This window comes from Salinibacterium sp. NYA9b (assembly GCF_976973725.1).
This window is the reverse complement of the sequence record NZ_OZ333476.1, coordinates 1,862,073-1,876,968: the sequence shown is the minus strand read 5'-3', so window position 1 is coordinate 1,876,968 and position 14,896 is coordinate 1,862,073. Positions and strand designations below refer to the sequence as shown.

Annotated in this window: 13 protein-coding genes; 8 read left to right on the top strand and 5 right to left on the bottom strand. The window is 60.6% G+C overall.

Annotated elements, in window-relative coordinates; translation table 11 throughout:
- Nucleotides 1-162: 162 nt before the first annotated feature.
- The 7 genes from clpX (at nucleotide 163) to ACWFSR_RS08895 (ending at nucleotide 9,420) form a co-directional block, all read left to right on the top strand.
- Complete coding sequence (gene clpX, locus ACWFSR_RS08925) at nucleotides 163-1,440, top strand: ATP-dependent Clp protease ATP-binding subunit ClpX (protein ID WP_197105910.1); 1,278 nt, start codon at nucleotides 163-165, stop codon at nucleotides 1,438-1,440.
- A gap of 202 nt (nucleotides 1,441-1,642) precedes the next feature.
- Nucleotides 1,643-2,860, top strand: a complete 1,218-nt coding sequence (locus ACWFSR_RS08920) for an ROK family transcriptional regulator (protein WP_197105909.1) — start codon at nucleotides 1,643-1,645, stop codon at nucleotides 2,858-2,860.
- A complete protein-coding gene (locus tag ACWFSR_RS08915; RefSeq protein WP_197109788.1) occupies nucleotides 2,860-3,807 on the top strand; it encodes a carbohydrate ABC transporter permease in 948 nt (315 codons plus the stop codon). The genes ACWFSR_RS08920 and ACWFSR_RS08915 overlap by 1 nt, the downstream gene beginning before the upstream one ends.
- Nucleotides 3,800-4,627, top strand: a complete 828-nt coding sequence (locus ACWFSR_RS08910) for a carbohydrate ABC transporter permease (RefSeq protein WP_197105907.1) — start codon at nucleotides 3,800-3,802, stop codon at nucleotides 4,625-4,627. The genes ACWFSR_RS08915 and ACWFSR_RS08910 overlap by 8 nt, the downstream gene beginning before the upstream one ends.
- Nucleotides 4,628-4,682: 55 nt before the next feature.
- On the top strand, nucleotides 4,683-5,924 hold the full coding sequence (locus ACWFSR_RS08905) for an ABC transporter substrate-binding protein (RefSeq protein WP_197109789.1): 1,242 nt from the start codon (nucleotides 4,683-4,685) through the stop codon (nucleotides 5,922-5,924).
- Between the two features lie 74 nt (nucleotides 5,925-5,998).
- On the top strand, nucleotides 5,999-7,180 hold the full coding sequence (locus ACWFSR_RS08900; protein WP_447522205.1) for a glycoside hydrolase family 15 protein: 1,182 nt from the start codon (nucleotides 5,999-6,001) through the stop codon (nucleotides 7,178-7,180).
- Entirely contained in the window at nucleotides 7,180-9,420 is a 2,241-nt protein-coding gene (locus tag ACWFSR_RS08895; RefSeq protein ID WP_447522204.1) for a glycoside hydrolase family 31 protein, read from the top strand. The genes ACWFSR_RS08900 and ACWFSR_RS08895 overlap by 1 nt, the downstream gene beginning before the upstream one ends.
- Nucleotides 9,421-9,786: 366 nt before the next feature.
- Here ACWFSR_RS08895 and ACWFSR_RS08890 read toward each other — a convergent pair whose 3' ends face one another.
- Nucleotides 9,787-11,811 carry a M3 family metallopeptidase gene (locus ACWFSR_RS08890; RefSeq protein WP_447522203.1) on the bottom strand — a complete coding sequence of 675 codons (2,025 nt, stop codon included), beginning with the start codon at nucleotides 11,809-11,811 and terminating at the stop codon, nucleotides 9,787-9,789.
- Between the two features lie 22 nt (nucleotides 11,812-11,833).
- On the opposite strand from ACWFSR_RS08890, the gene ACWFSR_RS08885 reads away from it, so the two are divergent.
- Nucleotides 11,834-12,625, top strand: a complete 792-nt coding sequence (locus ACWFSR_RS08885) for a class I SAM-dependent methyltransferase (protein ID WP_447522202.1) — start codon at nucleotides 11,834-11,836, stop codon at nucleotides 12,623-12,625.
- Here ACWFSR_RS08885 and ACWFSR_RS08880 read toward each other — a convergent pair.
- From ACWFSR_RS08880 to ACWFSR_RS08865, 4 genes are all read right to left on the bottom strand, one after another.
- A complete protein-coding gene (locus ACWFSR_RS08880) occupies nucleotides 12,622-13,299 on the bottom strand; it encodes a PKD domain-containing protein (RefSeq protein ID WP_447522201.1) in 678 nt (225 codons plus the stop codon). The two genes, ACWFSR_RS08885 and ACWFSR_RS08880, sit on opposite strands and share 4 nt — an antisense overlap.
- A gap of 140 nt (nucleotides 13,300-13,439) precedes the next feature.
- Nucleotides 13,440-13,988 (bottom strand): hypothetical protein, encoded by a 549-nt coding sequence (locus ACWFSR_RS08875; RefSeq protein ID WP_447522200.1) that lies wholly within the window; start codon nucleotides 13,986-13,988, stop codon nucleotides 13,440-13,442.
- 136 nt (nucleotides 13,989-14,124) lie between these two features.
- Nucleotides 14,125-14,355, bottom strand: a complete 231-nt coding sequence (locus ACWFSR_RS08870) for a hypothetical protein (protein WP_197105900.1) — start codon at nucleotides 14,353-14,355, stop codon at nucleotides 14,125-14,127.
- Complete coding sequence (locus tag ACWFSR_RS08865; RefSeq protein ID WP_197105899.1) at nucleotides 14,355-14,834, bottom strand: GNAT family N-acetyltransferase; 480 nt, start codon at nucleotides 14,832-14,834, stop codon at nucleotides 14,355-14,357. Before ACWFSR_RS08865 ends, ACWFSR_RS08870 begins: the two co-directional genes overlap by 1 nt.
- Nucleotides 14,835-14,896: the final 62 nt, after the last annotated feature.

Below are 14,896 nucleotides of genomic sequence, written 5' to 3'. Positions count from 1 at the left end.
AGGTCGAACTCGTTAACCCTAGTTCGTATCCGTAGGCACATTCGCTTGGTCAGACGACGCTTGTTTCGACGCGCCGAAACGCCGCCGGTAATTGTGACGGAGACTGAACGAATATCGGGTTAGGCTCGTTATCAAGGTATTTACTCAAGGAGAGGAACCGGCATGGCCCGAATTGGGGAAAGCGCGGACCTGCTCAAGTGTTCCTTCTGCGGCAAAAGCCAAAAGCAGGTACAGCAATTGATCGCCGGTCCGGGCGTATATATCTGCGACGAGTGCGTAGATCTGTGCAACGAGATCATTGAAGAGCGTCTTGCTGAAGCTGGCGAAGAAACGTCGAGCGAGTTCGACCTGCCTAAGCCGCGTGAAATCTATGACTTCTTAGAGGAATACGTCATCGGCCAGGAGGCAGCTAAGCGCTCGCTTTCGGTGGCCGTCTATAACCATTACAAGCGTGTTCGTGCTCGCAACACCATCACTTCGGCGGATGCCGTGATTGATGACGTCGAGATCGCTAAGTCGAACATCCTGCTGATCGGTCCTACCGGTTGCGGAAAGACGTATCTCGCTCAAACTCTGGCCAAGCGCCTCAACGTGCCGTTCGCTGTAGCGGATGCCACAGCCCTCACCGAGGCCGGCTATGTCGGTGAAGATGTCGAGAACATTCTCCTCAAGCTTCTGCAGGCTGCTGACTATGACGTGAAGCGCGCGGAGACGGGCATCATCTACATCGATGAGATCGACAAGATCGCTCGCAAGGCAGAGAATCCCTCCATCACGCGCGATGTGTCAGGAGAGGGTGTGCAGCAAGCGCTGCTCAAGATTCTTGAGGGCACCGTCGCTTCTGTTCCGCCGCAGGGCGGCCGCAAGCACCCGCACCAAGAGTTCATTCAGGTGGATACCACCAACGTGCTCTTCATCGTGGCTGGCGCATTCTCTGGTCTCGAAGAAATCATCTCGAACCGCGCAGGCAAAAAGGGCATCGGCTTCGGCGCTCCGCTGCACAGCAAGGGCGACGATGTGAACCTCTTCGGCGAAGTTCTGCCAGAAGACCTCCACAAGTTTGGTCTCATCCCTGAGTTCATTGGCCGGCTGCCTGTTGTGACCACGGTCACGCAGCTCGACCAAGTCGCCCTCATGGACATCCTCACCACTCCCAAGAATGCTCTCGTGCGCCAATACCAGCGCATGTTCGAAATTGACGGCGTTGAGCTTGAGTTCGAACACGATGCCCTCGAGTCGATCGCTGATCTTGCCGTGCTGCGTCAGACGGGTGCTCGAGGCCTCCGTGCGATTCTCGAAGAAGTGCTCGGCCCGATCATGTTCGATGTGCCCTCCGACGAAACCGTCGGCCGCGTCATTGTTACTAGGGCGGCGGTGCTGGAAAATGCAGCGCCCACGATCGTGCCTCGCAAGCCGGTGCGTGCGGAGAAGTCGGCCTAACCGCAGTCCTTTACGAGCGCAGGTGACCCACTGGGTCGCCTGCGCTTTCTGGTTTTAAGGCGGATGCGGGCTATGAACGCGTGCCCGTTGTGCCGATTTTCACCCCATCATCGCTGTACTTTGCAGGCGTGTGGTCTCGCGCCATTGACATTTACCCGCACTTAATTCTATGGTTTGTTTAGTCCTGAACTAAGGGGAACCAATGGCGATTCGTCCGATGGCACGTACCGATGTAAACCGGTCAGCAATCCTTGCTCACCTGGGTGCACACGGTCCGGCATCCCGTGCTGAGCTTGCTCGCACGCTGAGCCTTTCACCGGCCCTCATGACGCAACTCACCAAAGACTTGCTCCACGACGGCCTCTTGCGGGAGCTTGAGCACCAGCCGTCACAGGGCGGACGACCGGCGCGGATGCTCGGCCTCGTCTCCAGCGCAGGGCGCGCGGTTGGCGTGAAGGTGGCCTCCGATCATGTGGCTTTCGTCGAGGTCGGAATCGATGGCATCGTGCTGCGGACGGCGAGCGAACCGTTCGACGCGTCAGCCACCACGATGCTCATGACACTTGCTGGGCTGCTTCGCTCGTTCATCGCTGGCGGCTCGTCGGCACCGCTCCTCGGCATTGGCGTCGGTGTTCCCGGCTCTGTTGATTCGCAAGCCGCCGGAGTGGTGAGTTCCACCCAGCTGAAGTGGAACAACGTGCCGATCGGGGCCACGCTGCGTCGGGAGCTGGGGTTGCCAGTACTCGTCGAAAACAACGTGAACGCTCTCGCGATGGCGGAGCGTCTTTACGGCCTCGGCCGTCGTCACCGCAACTTTCTTGCCGTGACGATCGGAACGGGAATCGGCGCCGCAATCGTGATCGACGGTCTCATCGTCCGTGGCTTTGGCGGCGGCGCGGGAGAGATCGGTCATATTCCCGTGCGCGACAGCGGTCCCCGCTGCACGTGCGGAAACACCGGATGCCTCGAGACCTTTGTCTCAGAGGGCGCACTTGTCGCGACGGCGCGCAATCGCGAGATCATCGCTCCCGGAGCGGGAATTGCGGCACTTCGCGACGCGGCAGATCGAGGCAATGCCGACGCCATCGCTGTCTTCGGCGAGGCCGGGCACCTGCTTGGTCGAGCAATTGCGGGTCTCGTGCATGTTCTTGACCCTGAGATTGTGATCCTGCTGGGGGAGGGCACTGCAGACTGGGGGCACTGGTCCTATGGCTTTGAGCCGGCCTTCCGTGCTGCGCTCATGCCTGCTCGGCGCGGTGTTCCCGTTGCGGTTGAGACCTGGCAAGACGCCAGCTGGGCGCAGGGCGCTGCGACTCTCGTGCTCGCGACTCCGTTCGACGCCGAAGGCATCGCCGGCGAGCAAGGCGACCTGGTCCGTCAGCGTCTTGTGCAGCAGGCGTCTCCGCAGGAGAATTCCTGATGGTTCTGCCGACCGCCCTCCACGCGCCAACGGTGCCCCCACCGTCGCGTGCGCCACGAAGCAGGAAAAAGCCGCGCGCCAGTGCAGGCTATGTACTGACAGTGCTCGCCTTCTTGCTGCCGAGTGCCATCCCACTGACTCTCTTCGTGCTTGGACCCATGGTTGCGGCCGCTTGGATTAGCTTCACCGAGTGGAATCTCATCACTCCCATGGAATTCATCGGATGGGAGAACTATCGTTCACTCCTCGCCGACGAACGCACCGGGGAAGTCTTCCTCCACACAATCGGTTACATCGCCGGATACCTTCCCCTCGTCTACATCGGCGGATTGGCGCTAGCGCTCGCACTCAATCAAGCCCTGAAGGGTCGGTCCCTCTGGCGGGGAATCTACTTTCTGCCGGTTGTCACGAGTTGGATTGCCGTGGCCATCGTGTGGCGCTGGCTTCTCAACCCCAACAACGGTGTCGTCAACCTCGCGCTTGGCTGGTTCGGCATTGATGGCCCCGGTTGGTGGACAGACCCCGACTGGGCAATGATCTCGATCATCCTTGCCAGCTCGTGGAAAGACCTCGGCTTCGTGATGGTGATTCTGCTGGCGGGGCTGCAGACGATTAACCCTGATCTGTATGACGCCGCCAAGGTGGACGGTGCTGGCGCCTGGAGCCGATTCCGGAACGTCACGATTCCGATGCTGAGCCCCAGCACGTTCTTCGTCGTGGTGATTTCACTCATCAACGGCTTCCAAGTCTTCGACCAGGTCTATGCAATGACGGGTGGCGGACCGGGCGGATCTACGCAAGTGGTCGTGCAGCAGATTTACGACCTCACGTTCCGCTATGGCGCTGCGGGCGAAGCATCCGCCCTCTCGTGGTTGCTCTTTATCGTGATCCTCGCGGTCACTGTGATTCAAATTATTGGACAAAAGAGGTGGGTTCACTATGGCTAAATCGCCGCGCACTCGCCCCAGGATGATCGTCTTGCATGTTGTCGTCATTGCTGGCGCGATCGCGATGTTCTTCCCCTTTCTGTGGACGTTCATCACCTCGATCACTCCGGGCGCTGGATTCTCCATCGCTCCACAGTTGTGGCCGGAAAACCCATCATTCGAGGCGTACCGAACGCTGTTTACTGAGCGTCCCTTCGGCCGAGTTGTTGCGAACAGCGTCGGGCTCGCCCTCGTGACCACGCTGGCGCAACTCTTCACGAGCGCCACCGCAGCGTATGCGTTTAGTCGACTGCCATTCCGCGGCCGCGGCGTTATCTTCGCGGTCTACCTCGCGACGATGATGATTCCGCTGCAAGTGCTCATCGTGCCGCTGTTTGCTGAGCTCAAAGCATTCGGATTGCTCAACACGTACCTCGGTGCGCTGCTCCCGACATTTGCGAGCGCATTCGGAATCTTCTTGCTTCGCCAGGCCGTGAACCAGGTTCCGCGGGAACTCGACGAGGCCGCGAAGCTCGACGGCGCCGGTCACTTTCGGGTGTTCACGCAAATCATTCTCCCCAACATCCGGCCGGCTCTCGCCACCCTCACTGTGTTCGCCTTCATGAGCAGCTGGAACGCGTTTTTGTGGCCACTCGTCGTGCTGCGCTCACCCGAGTTGCAGACCCTGCCGATCGCTCTAGCGGGACTTCAAGGTCAATACACGACCGCGTGGGACGTCGTGATGGCCGGCTCGATCGTGAGCATATTGCCGATGCTCGCGCTCTACATTTTCGCCCAAAAGTACATCATTCAGGGCGTCGCAAGCTCAGGGATCAAGTAAGGCCCCGGGACACCAGAGATCCAATCATCACGTGACATCAAAGGAGATATCTAGCATGAAACGTTCACTACTTGCTGCGGGAGGAATCGTCGGCGTCTCAGCACTGCTCTTGAGTGCGTGCGCCTCCGAGCCCGCCAGCGAAGACGGCCCCGTCACCATCACCTACTCGAACTTCACCTCTGCCGGCGGAAACGAAGACAACCTGCAGACGATTGTTGATGCGTTCGAGGCGGAGAACCCCACCATCACCGTTGACATCACCACGCTTCCCTACGGTGACTACTTCACGACCTTGCAAACAGACCTCGCGGCCGGAACAGTGGCGGATGTCGTAGACACCAACTACGACTTCTTCCCACAATTGGCATCGAGCGGTTCGCTCGCCCCTCTCGAAGTGACTAACCCCGAGTCATACCGTGAGTCGCTCATCGACGCCTATGCCGTTGATGGCACGAGCTATGGACTACCCAGTTCGTTCTCCGATGTTGTGCTCTATTACAACGCTGATCTCTTCGATGCGGCCGGACTCGACTACCCGACGAGTGACTGGACCTGGGCTGACGAACAGGCAGCTGCTGACGCTCTCACCGATTCCGCTAGCGGAACCTGGGGCGACCACCAGCCTGTGTCGTTCTACGAGTTCTACAAAGTGCTCGACCAGAACGGTGCATCGTTCTTGAGCGACGACGGAACCTCCGTAGCGTTCAACACGCCCGCGGGCATCGAGGCAGCCGAGTGGCTCACCGACAAGAGCGGCACGGTGATGCCCACGATTGAAGAGGGACAGGGCACAGCAGACTTCGACACCAACCTGTTCCTCGAGGGCAAGCTCGGCATGATGCACTCCGGCATTTGGGTCTTCGGCGCACTCGCCGACGCACCATTCACGTGGGACATTGCCGTAGAGCCCGGAAATACCCAACAGGCCAGCGCAGTGTTCTCCAACGCGGTAGGTGTGTCAGCAGCATCCGACCATATTGCCGAAGCGACGGCGTTTGCAGAGTTCTTGACGTCGTCCCAGACAATGATCGATGTCCGTCTCGACAGCGGTTGGGAACTGCCGCCGACAAGTGACGAAGATCAGCTCGCCGTCTACCTCACCAAGGACACCCCGGCTAACCGTCAGGCGGTCTTTGACTCGCTCGACTCGATTGCGCTCACCCCGCTCGTCGAGAACGGCCAGCAAGAGATGCAAGACATCGTGACCGAGGAACTGATCGAAGCACAAGCCGGGCGCAAGTCAGTCGCTGACGCTCTGGCCAGTGCTGAAGAACGCATCAACGCAGTAATCGGATAGCACGTCTCCCGAGTGAGGCTCATCCCGTTCACGCGGGGTGGGCCTCCCTCCCAGCTGGCCCAGGAGGGCACTTCATGACTTCACGCCCGGACGACAAGTCCCTCGCGTCTCTCGCAGCGCACAGCGTCGAGCTGATCTCGGCACTGCAGCACCCCAGCGGTGCGTACCCTGCGAGCCCCACCTTTTCGGCGTACACCGGCTACTCCTGGTTCCGCGACGGCGCCTTCATCGCTGATGGAATGTCGAGCGCCAACGCGATCGATTCCGCATCACGATTCTTCGACTGGTGTGCGAGCATCCTTATCGCTCGGCGGGGCCAGATCGAGACCATCGAGCGAGCCGAAGCGGCGGGCACTCCGCTCGACAACTCCCAGATGCTTGCTACCCGTTTCACCTTCGATGGCGCCGAGGGCGACGACGACTGGTGGGACTTTCAAACCGACGGCTACGGCACATGGGTGTGGGCGGTCGTAGCCCATGCTCAACGACACGATCTCGATCTCGATCGGTGGCGTGAAGGCATTGAGCTTTCCGTCCGCTATCTGCTCGCGACGTGGGAGCGCCCCTGCTTCGACTGGTGGGAAGAGTTTGAGACCGAACGTCACGTTTCAACGCTCGGCTGCGTCATTGCCGGGCTGAGTGCTGCGGCATCCACTGAGGTGCTCTCGGTCGACGTCGCCACCCGTGCCAGAGCTGCAGCGAGTGCTGCTCGCGAACTGATCGAGACGGACGGTGTTCGTGACGACCACCTCGTCAAATGGCTGGGATCGGATGCCGTAGACGGCTCCCTTGCTGCCCTCATCTCTCCGCTGGCGGTTGTCGACGGCTCACGGACCCTTGCCAGGGCGACCGTAGCCCAGATCGACCACGACCTCACCGTCGACGGCGGTGTGCACCGCTACCTCGGCGACACGTTCTACGGCGGGGGCCAATGGCCACTACTGAGTTGCATGCTCGGCTTGGCCTTCGCAGCCGGAGGCAACACTGCACGCGCACGTAGCCAGCTGCAGTGGGCGGCGGAGACCGTGACCACAGATAATTTCCTGCCCGAGCAGGTCGACGATCACCTGCTTGACCCCAGCCGAGTCGCGGAATGGCGTGAACGCTGGGGGAGCGTGGCCACACCGCTGCTCTGGAGCCACGCGATGTACGTTCGCCTCGCCGTCGAGATTGGCGTGTACGTGCCGCCCGCACCCCCGATGGCGTCGTTAGCCACCACCGAAGCCCGTCACGGAAATGAAAGCGAGACCGACTAGTGCTGAGACATAGACCACTGGGCTCGGGGCATCCGTACTCAGTTGACACTGAGCAGCGTCACCCCGCCCTTCCGATTGCCGGCGAAGCTCTGCGCCTGGGAGTTCGTGCAACAGCGGATGTCGACGTTGTCACTCTCGAATGGGACGACGGAGAGTCGGTCACCGACTTCGCCCTCGAACGAGTGCAGCAGCGCTCGCGGGGCCAAGCCGTCGACGGCGGACACCTCGCGTCGGCGCAAGCGAAACTGGCACGAGCGAGCACCGGATTCGCTGTTGATGTTTCTGCACTCACCGCAGCGGCGCAGTATCGCTATCGGTTCGTCGGTGGCCCAACGGCGGCCCCGCGATCGCAGTCCACTCGGTGGTTCGACGTGCGAGTGGCCGGATGGCGCACTGCGCCTGATTCGATCGTCGCCGCTGACGAGGCGGTTGGCCTTGTCGCCGGCAGCACCACTGTTCTCGACGACGGCGAACGCATCCACCGGGTTCGGTTCGCGCTGCGGCTCGATGAGCGTGAGCACGTCTCCGGGTTCGGCGAACGTTTTGATGCCCTCGACCAGCGCGGTGCACGCCTTGATTCGGTTGTTTTCGAGCAGTACAAGTCTCAGGGTGCGGAACGCAAGACGTATCTGCCGATGCCGTTTGCTCACGTTATTGGGGGACGCGGTTGGGGTTTCCATGTGCGCACCAGCAGACGTGTGTGGTTTGACGTAGCCGACAGCGATGCCGGGATGTTGTGGATCGAATCCGAGGTTGATTCGCCCAGCGACGCATCCGACGTGCTGTCGGTTGGTGGCTATGCGGGAACTCCGGCGACGGTGCTCGATCAGTTTCTCGCTGAGGTCGGCCGTCCCGAAGTGTTGCCGAGCTGGGTTCACCGTTTGTGGGCGAGCGGCAACGAATGGAACACTCAAGCCGAGGTCATGCGTCAGATGGATGCGCATCGGGAGCACGGCATCCCGGTCGGGTCTGTGGTTATTGAGGCGTGGAGCGATGAGAGCACCTTCACGGTGTGGCGGGATGCGCAGTATGCGCCGAATGCGAACGGTGGGCCGCTGAGGCTCAACGACTTCAGTTTTCCCGCAGAAGGTGCCTGGCCTGACCCGAAAGGCATGATCGACGAGTTGCATGATCGCGATGTGCGCGTGCTGCTGTGGCAGATTCCGCTCATCAAGATGCGCCCCCATCCCGTGGGTCAAGCTCGGTTCGACGCCGAGGCAGCGCAGCGAGAGAACGTGCTGATTCAGGATGAGACGCCGCGCGGTGCGCTCAAGCCGTACCGCAATCGCGGTTGGTGGTTTCCGCTGTCACTGATGCCTGACCTCACCGACGATCGTTCAGCTCAGTGGTGGACGGAGAAACGTCGTTACCTCGTCGAGGATCTGGGTGTTGACGGTTTCAAAACTGACGGTGGCGAGCATGCGTGGGGTTCCGAACTTCACTATCAGGATGGCCGCCGTGGTGACGAAAAGAACAACACCTTCCCGGTTCACTATGCCCGTGCCTACGGCGATCTACTCAAGAGTGCAGGCAAAGCGCCAGTGACGTTCTCGCGCGCGGGGTACACCGGATCACAAGCGCACGGTGCCTTCTGGGCCGGAGATGAGAACTCTACGTGGGATGCCTTCCGCTGGTCGCTGTTTGCCGGGCTCAATGCGAGCGCGTGCGGCATCCTCTACTGGGGCTGGGATCTCGCTGGTTTCAGTGGCGACGTGCCCACGGCAGAGCTCTACGTTCGTTCACTCGCTGCCGCGGCCTTCGTGCCGATTATGCAGTACCACTCGGAGTTCAATCACCACCGATCGCCGAGTCGTGACCGAACCCCCTGGAACATCGCCGAGCAATCAGGGGATGCACGCGTTCTCGAGATGAGTCGCAGCATCGTCGAACTGCGTGAACGTCTCGTGCCGTACCTCACCGCCGAAAGTGAGTGGGCCGTTTCTGCTGGTACGAACGTCATGCGGCCGCTGTTCTTCGACTGGCCTGACGACGAGCGCCTTTGGGGGCAACCGTTGCAGTGGATGCTCGGGCGCGACATTCTCGTATCGCCCGTGACTGACGAGGGCGCCACCGATCACACGGCGACTCTTCCTCGTGGTGACTGGGTGTACGCGTTCACTGGCGAACGGGTTGAAGGCGGCAGCGTCGATACTCGCGCAGTGCCGTGGGAGCAGGTGCCTGTGTATGTGCGCGCTGAGGCCTGGGAACGTCTGAAGTTTACGTTCGCGAACGAGACCTGAAGTGGTGTTCCTGAGGGCGATCGCACCGGGCAAATGCATCGCAGCCGAATTCGGGGGAAGCTGCGAAGAGATCGCCCTCAGGACACCGTGCTAGGCGACGTCTAAGACTGAGGGGGCGCGACAAGCGCGACCCGCACTATTGTGCACGACTACAGGGGGTTCGCGAAAGGTTTTCACCAATTTTTGTGGAGCGAGCACAATAAATCGTCCACACGTGCGGTTTTGGTAGGAGTTTCGGACAATACGTCCCTTGAATTCTCGCGGTTGTGGTGCAAAAAACGCGGCAGTCTCCGAAAAGGCTGCCGCGTTTCTGGCGTGACTGGGCGCCCACTTGGGGCGCCCGGCGCAGTAGCGGTGCTGCGGTGGCTAGTTCAGCCCGCGACGGTTCAACAAAGGCTGCAATTCGGCGTCACGGCCGCGGAAATCGCGGAACGCCTCGAGCGGGTTCTTCGAGCCGCCCACACCGAGGAGTCGCGAACGGAAGCGGTCGCCGTTGGCACGGGTGAGCCCACCGTTTTCGGTGAACCACTCGACCGTGTCGGCGTCCAACACTTCACTCCAAATGTAGGAGTAGTAGCCGGCGTCATAGGCTGAGTTCGCGAAGATGTGCTGAAAGTAGGTGCTCGAGTACCGGGGCGGCACCGCGGGGTTGTTGAGCCCGACCTCGGCCAGCGCTTGTGCTTCGAAGGCCGCCACATCCGTCACGTCGTCATCGGCAGTGATGCGGTGCCAAGCCTGGTCGATGAGGGCGGCAGCGAGGTATTCGCTCGTGAGGAACCCCTCATTGAACGCGGCGCTGGCCTGAATGCGCTCCACAATCTCGCGCGGCATCGGTTCGCCTGTTTCGTAGTGCTTGGCGTAGTTGTCGAGAACCTCGGGCCAGAGCATCCACATTTCGTTGACTTGGCTGGGGAACTCAACAAAGTCGCGGTAGGTGTTGGTTCCCGCAAACTTCGGGTACGTCACGCGAGCGAACAGGCCGTGCAGGGCGTGGCCAAACTCGTGGAACAGCGTGTTGACCTCGTCATAGGTGAGGAGCGTCGTTTCGCCAGCAGCAGGCTTCGGCACATTGAGATTGTTGGTGACGATCACCGGATGCCCGAGGAGGTCCGACTGCGAGATGAGCGAGTTCATCCACGCTCCGCCGCGCTTGGAGTCGCGCGTGTAGAGATCGAGAGTGTAGAGGCCGACCTCGCTGCCATCCTCGTTCGTGACCTCGAAGACGCGCACGTCGGGGTGGTACGCCGGCAGGTCGCGACGTTCGGTGAAGGTAACGCCGTACAGCTGGGTCGCCGCAAAGAACACTCCGTCGCGCAGCACGCGCTCGGCCTCAAAGTAGGGACGCATCTGGGTGGTGTCGACGTTGTACTGCTCGGCCCGCACCTTCTCGGCATAGAACGCCCAGTCAGCTGCGGTTACCTCAGCGCCCGCAAGCTTCTCCAACGCGGCATGTTCCTCTCGCGCGTTGCGTGCCGCGGCCGGAGCGAGCTTGCCGAGCATGTCAGCGACTCGCTGCGGCGTCTGGGCGGTCTCATCGGCGGTGACCCAAGCGGCGTGGCTTTCGTAGCCGAGAAGGGCTGCACGCTGCGAACGCACCTTCGCAATCTCGAGCACGAGCTCGCGGTTATCGAACGTGCCACCGCGGATGCCGCGCGAGCGCGATGCTGCCAAAACACGGCCCCGAACGTCGGCGTTCTTCAACACCGAGAGGTGCGGCTGGTTCGTGGGCAGAATCAGAGTGATGAGGTATTTGCCCGTGAGTCCACGATCGTTGGCTGCACTGGCAGCCGCAGAAATCTCTGACGGTTCAAGACCATCAAGTTCCTGGATGCTGTCAACCACGATCGCAAGATCGTTGGTGTCGGCAAGCAGGTTCTTTTCGAACTTCGTGGTGAGGGTCGATAGCCGTGAGTTGTAGTCGCGCAAGGTCGCTTTGGCATCTTCGGAGAGGCCGGCACCGGCAAGGGTGAACTCGGTGAAATAGCGCTCAACAAGGTAGCGAGCTTCGGCATCCAACTCGGTGTCGTCGAGTCCTTCATTGATGCTGCGGATGCGTTCGTAGAGCGCGCTGTTGAGGCTGATGGCGTCATTGTGCGCGGCAAGTTGGGGAGCGATGACTTCTTCGAGTGCATCCGAGGCTGCATCGCCGTCGGCGGACGTCTTGTTGAAGAACACGGTGGCGACTCGGTTGAGCAGCTGACCGCTCTTTTCAAGCGGGATCATCGTGTTCTCGAACGTGGGCGTGTCTGGCTGCGAGGTGATCGCTTCAATCTCTGCGAGCTGCTCTGCCATGCCTTTGTCGAAGGCGGGCGCGAAGTGCTCATCTTCGATGTCGGCAAAGGGTGGCATGCCGAACGGCAGGGTGCTGGGCTCAAAGAAAGGATTGGTCATTCATCTACCCTATTCTCGGAAGATGACGAGCGAGCGATATACCCACGGCCATCACGAAAGTGTTTTGAAGTCTCACACGTGGCGCACGATCGCTAACTCGGCCGCGTACTTCGAGCCCCACCTTGAGGCGGGGCTCTCGTTGCTCGATATCGGGTGTGGGCCGGGCACGATCACTGCTGAGTTTGCGGAGCGGCTCGCTCCTGGCCGTGTTGTGGGGCTGGATGCCGCTCCCGCAGCGATCGAAAAAGCGTCGGCTTTCACTGCCGACAACCTGAGCTTCATCGTGGGTGATGCGTATGCGCTGCCGTTCGATGACAACAGTTTCGATCTCGTGCATTCGCATCAGACTCTGCAGCATTTGGGCGATCCTGTTGCGGCTCTTGTGGAGATGAAGCGGGTTGCCAAGCCGGGTGGGCTCATTGCGGTGCGTGATGTGGATTATGCGGGCACCATTTGCTTTCCCGAGTTGCCGGGGCTGAAGGTCTGGGCTGATGTGTACGACGCCGTACACCGCAGCAATGGGGGAGAGCCGAATGCGGGCCGGCGGCTGAAGTCGTGGGCTCTGCAGGCGGGATTGGCTGACGTCACTACGTCGGCATCGATCTGGAACTTTTCCGACGGAGTCGACCGGGAGTGGTGGGGCAGCATGTGGGAGGCGCGAGTGCTGGAATCGGCCTTCGCCGAGGACGCTCTGAACAAGTCGTTGGCGACGCAGGATGTGTTGCAGCAGATCAGCAGTGCGTGGCGTGAGTGGGCTGATTCGGCTGAGGGATGGATGGCGATGCCGCACGGGGAGATCCTGGCGCGCGTTTAGCAGCCGATTCCGGTGGGGTTGGCGATGCAGTCTTGGTCAACGAGGACTGTGGTGGCGTGCCCTGCTGTGGCGGTGAGGGGTGGCGCGACGATGGTGAGGGTGCCGACGACGTTCTGCCAACTGCTGCCGGCGACACGGTATTCGGCGGCATAGGTGACGGCGAGGGTGATGGTGTAATTGCCGGGTTCTTCGAAGACGTGGCTGGTGGGTGTCGGATCGAACTCGGTGATCCGGTATTTGGCCCAGGTTTTGCCGGGGTTGCTAGTGGTTGCGGTGCTGCCGTCGCCGTAGTCCCAGTTGTAGGAGGAGGGCGTGAATCTGACTTGGGCGGTGCCGCCGAAGAGAGTGCCGTCTACGACGTGGGCGGATGCGTTTGCGTAGAAGTTGGTGTCGAGGCCGACGATCATCCACTGGTTAGGTTGTATGCCGGCGGCGGGGGGTCGAGGGCGGAAGGTCGCGATGTCGGAGATGGTGATCGGCCCAGTGTCTCCATCAGCGTCCTCGGCCGGGGGAGTCCACGGCACGCATTCAAGGCGCTGAATGTCGCACCAGGCTTCCTCAACGCTGTCGAGCTCATCGTCGACGGGAATGTAGGCGACGCCGTCAGCCTCGTAGCCGGAGTCGTAGTTCCCGTCGCCTGAGCCTGGCTGCTCGCGCGTAGCTCCTAGCTGCACGGTTTCTTCGTTGACACCAGCTTGAGGACACGACCCGGAGAGCTTGCCGGCGAGAGTGCAATCAGGGGATGAGGTTTGAAGTGGGCCGCTCAGCCCGCCTGCTCCGAGCAATAGGGCTACTGAAAGAAGAAAAAGTTTCGTCAGCACTTTTCTCCCCAAGGTTCTCGGTCCGAGACGAGTAGTGAATTAACGGACTCAGAATAATCGAACGTAATTTGAGCGAGTTCGGTCGAGAAGGCCTCTTCGGTAACTCGCGTGCCGTCAGGGTTGACAAGATAAACGTCCGAGAGGTCTTCGCACACGTAAACCACGAGTAGTTCGTGGAGCGAACCATCTGTCGAGTAGCGCTGAAGTTTCGCATCGTCGAACTTCACCTCGCCAACGCTTCGCGTGCCCGCTTCCGCAAGCCGAGTGTGAGACTCAACTAATCCTGCGTATTCGTCCCCGACCGCCACCGTAGCCAGAAGGTCTTCGTCGATGACGCTCTCGTTGAGGTGGAAGTTGATAACTCGTAGATATTCCGCATAAGCCTCTTCAGCCGCAGCCAGTGCTTCTTCGTCGGTCGCGTAGGGCGCGACGAAGGTTGAGGTTGGCGCAGGTGCGGTACTCGCGTCGGAGGGCACGCAGCCGCTCAACGTGGCGAGGAGGAGGGCGCCAATCGACAGTCGTAGAAGATTCGGTTGGCGCATACTACGACGCTAAACATCTGGGGCGATTGTGGTGCTCAACTATCCACAAGACCAGGTGTTGCTCGCTCCGGGCTGACGAGTGCGTAAGCACTGGCGCGGAGCGGGCAACAATCAATGTGGCTAGGAGCTAGGTGCCTTAGGAAGCAGCTTCTTCAACGGAAACGCTGCCATCGGCACCTTGGCGAACGGTGGTGCCATCGTCCAGTTCTGCGACCGGGCGCGATTCAAGCCAGGTGAGCGTCCAACGCCACGCGCTCGTATCGAGGTGAGCGACATCCGCTTCAACGCCGGCAATCGCTTCGCGCATTTCTGCGGAAAGACGTTCGGGCACCGCTGCGCCGACCGACCATCGTGTGCCGAGCTGCACTACACGCTCTTTTCGTACAAGATCCACGACGTGCGGTCCGCGACCTTGTCGTAGAGGCGCTTCGCGCTGTCATTCTCTTTGTTGGTGATCCAGCGGAGCTTTCCGCCACCATCTTCTGCTGCACGGGCAGCGATGTCATCGATGATCGTTCCGGCAACTCCGGCGCCACGGTGCTCAGGGTCAACGTAAAGGTCATCCATGAACCAACCCCACGAAGCAGTGAACGTGTCGGGCAGGCGACGGTAGAGACCAAAGGCACACACAAGTCCGGGATCGGGAGCGCCCTCAGGAGCTACAGCAACGACTGCGTTGAGTTGTGCTGAGTCATCCATGAGCCATTCCCAGACACCCTGAACGATGGCATCGGTGAACTCGGTTTCGTAGAAAACTCCGTAATTGACGAAGTGATCTTTCCAGACTTCGAAATCGGCTTCTTGAATATCGCGAACGGTGTACGAAGGCTTCTCTGAGTTCGTCATTTACTCAACAATACGCGGTTTTGGGGTTCGACGCCGAACTCGACGCCGAACCCTTTGCCGGA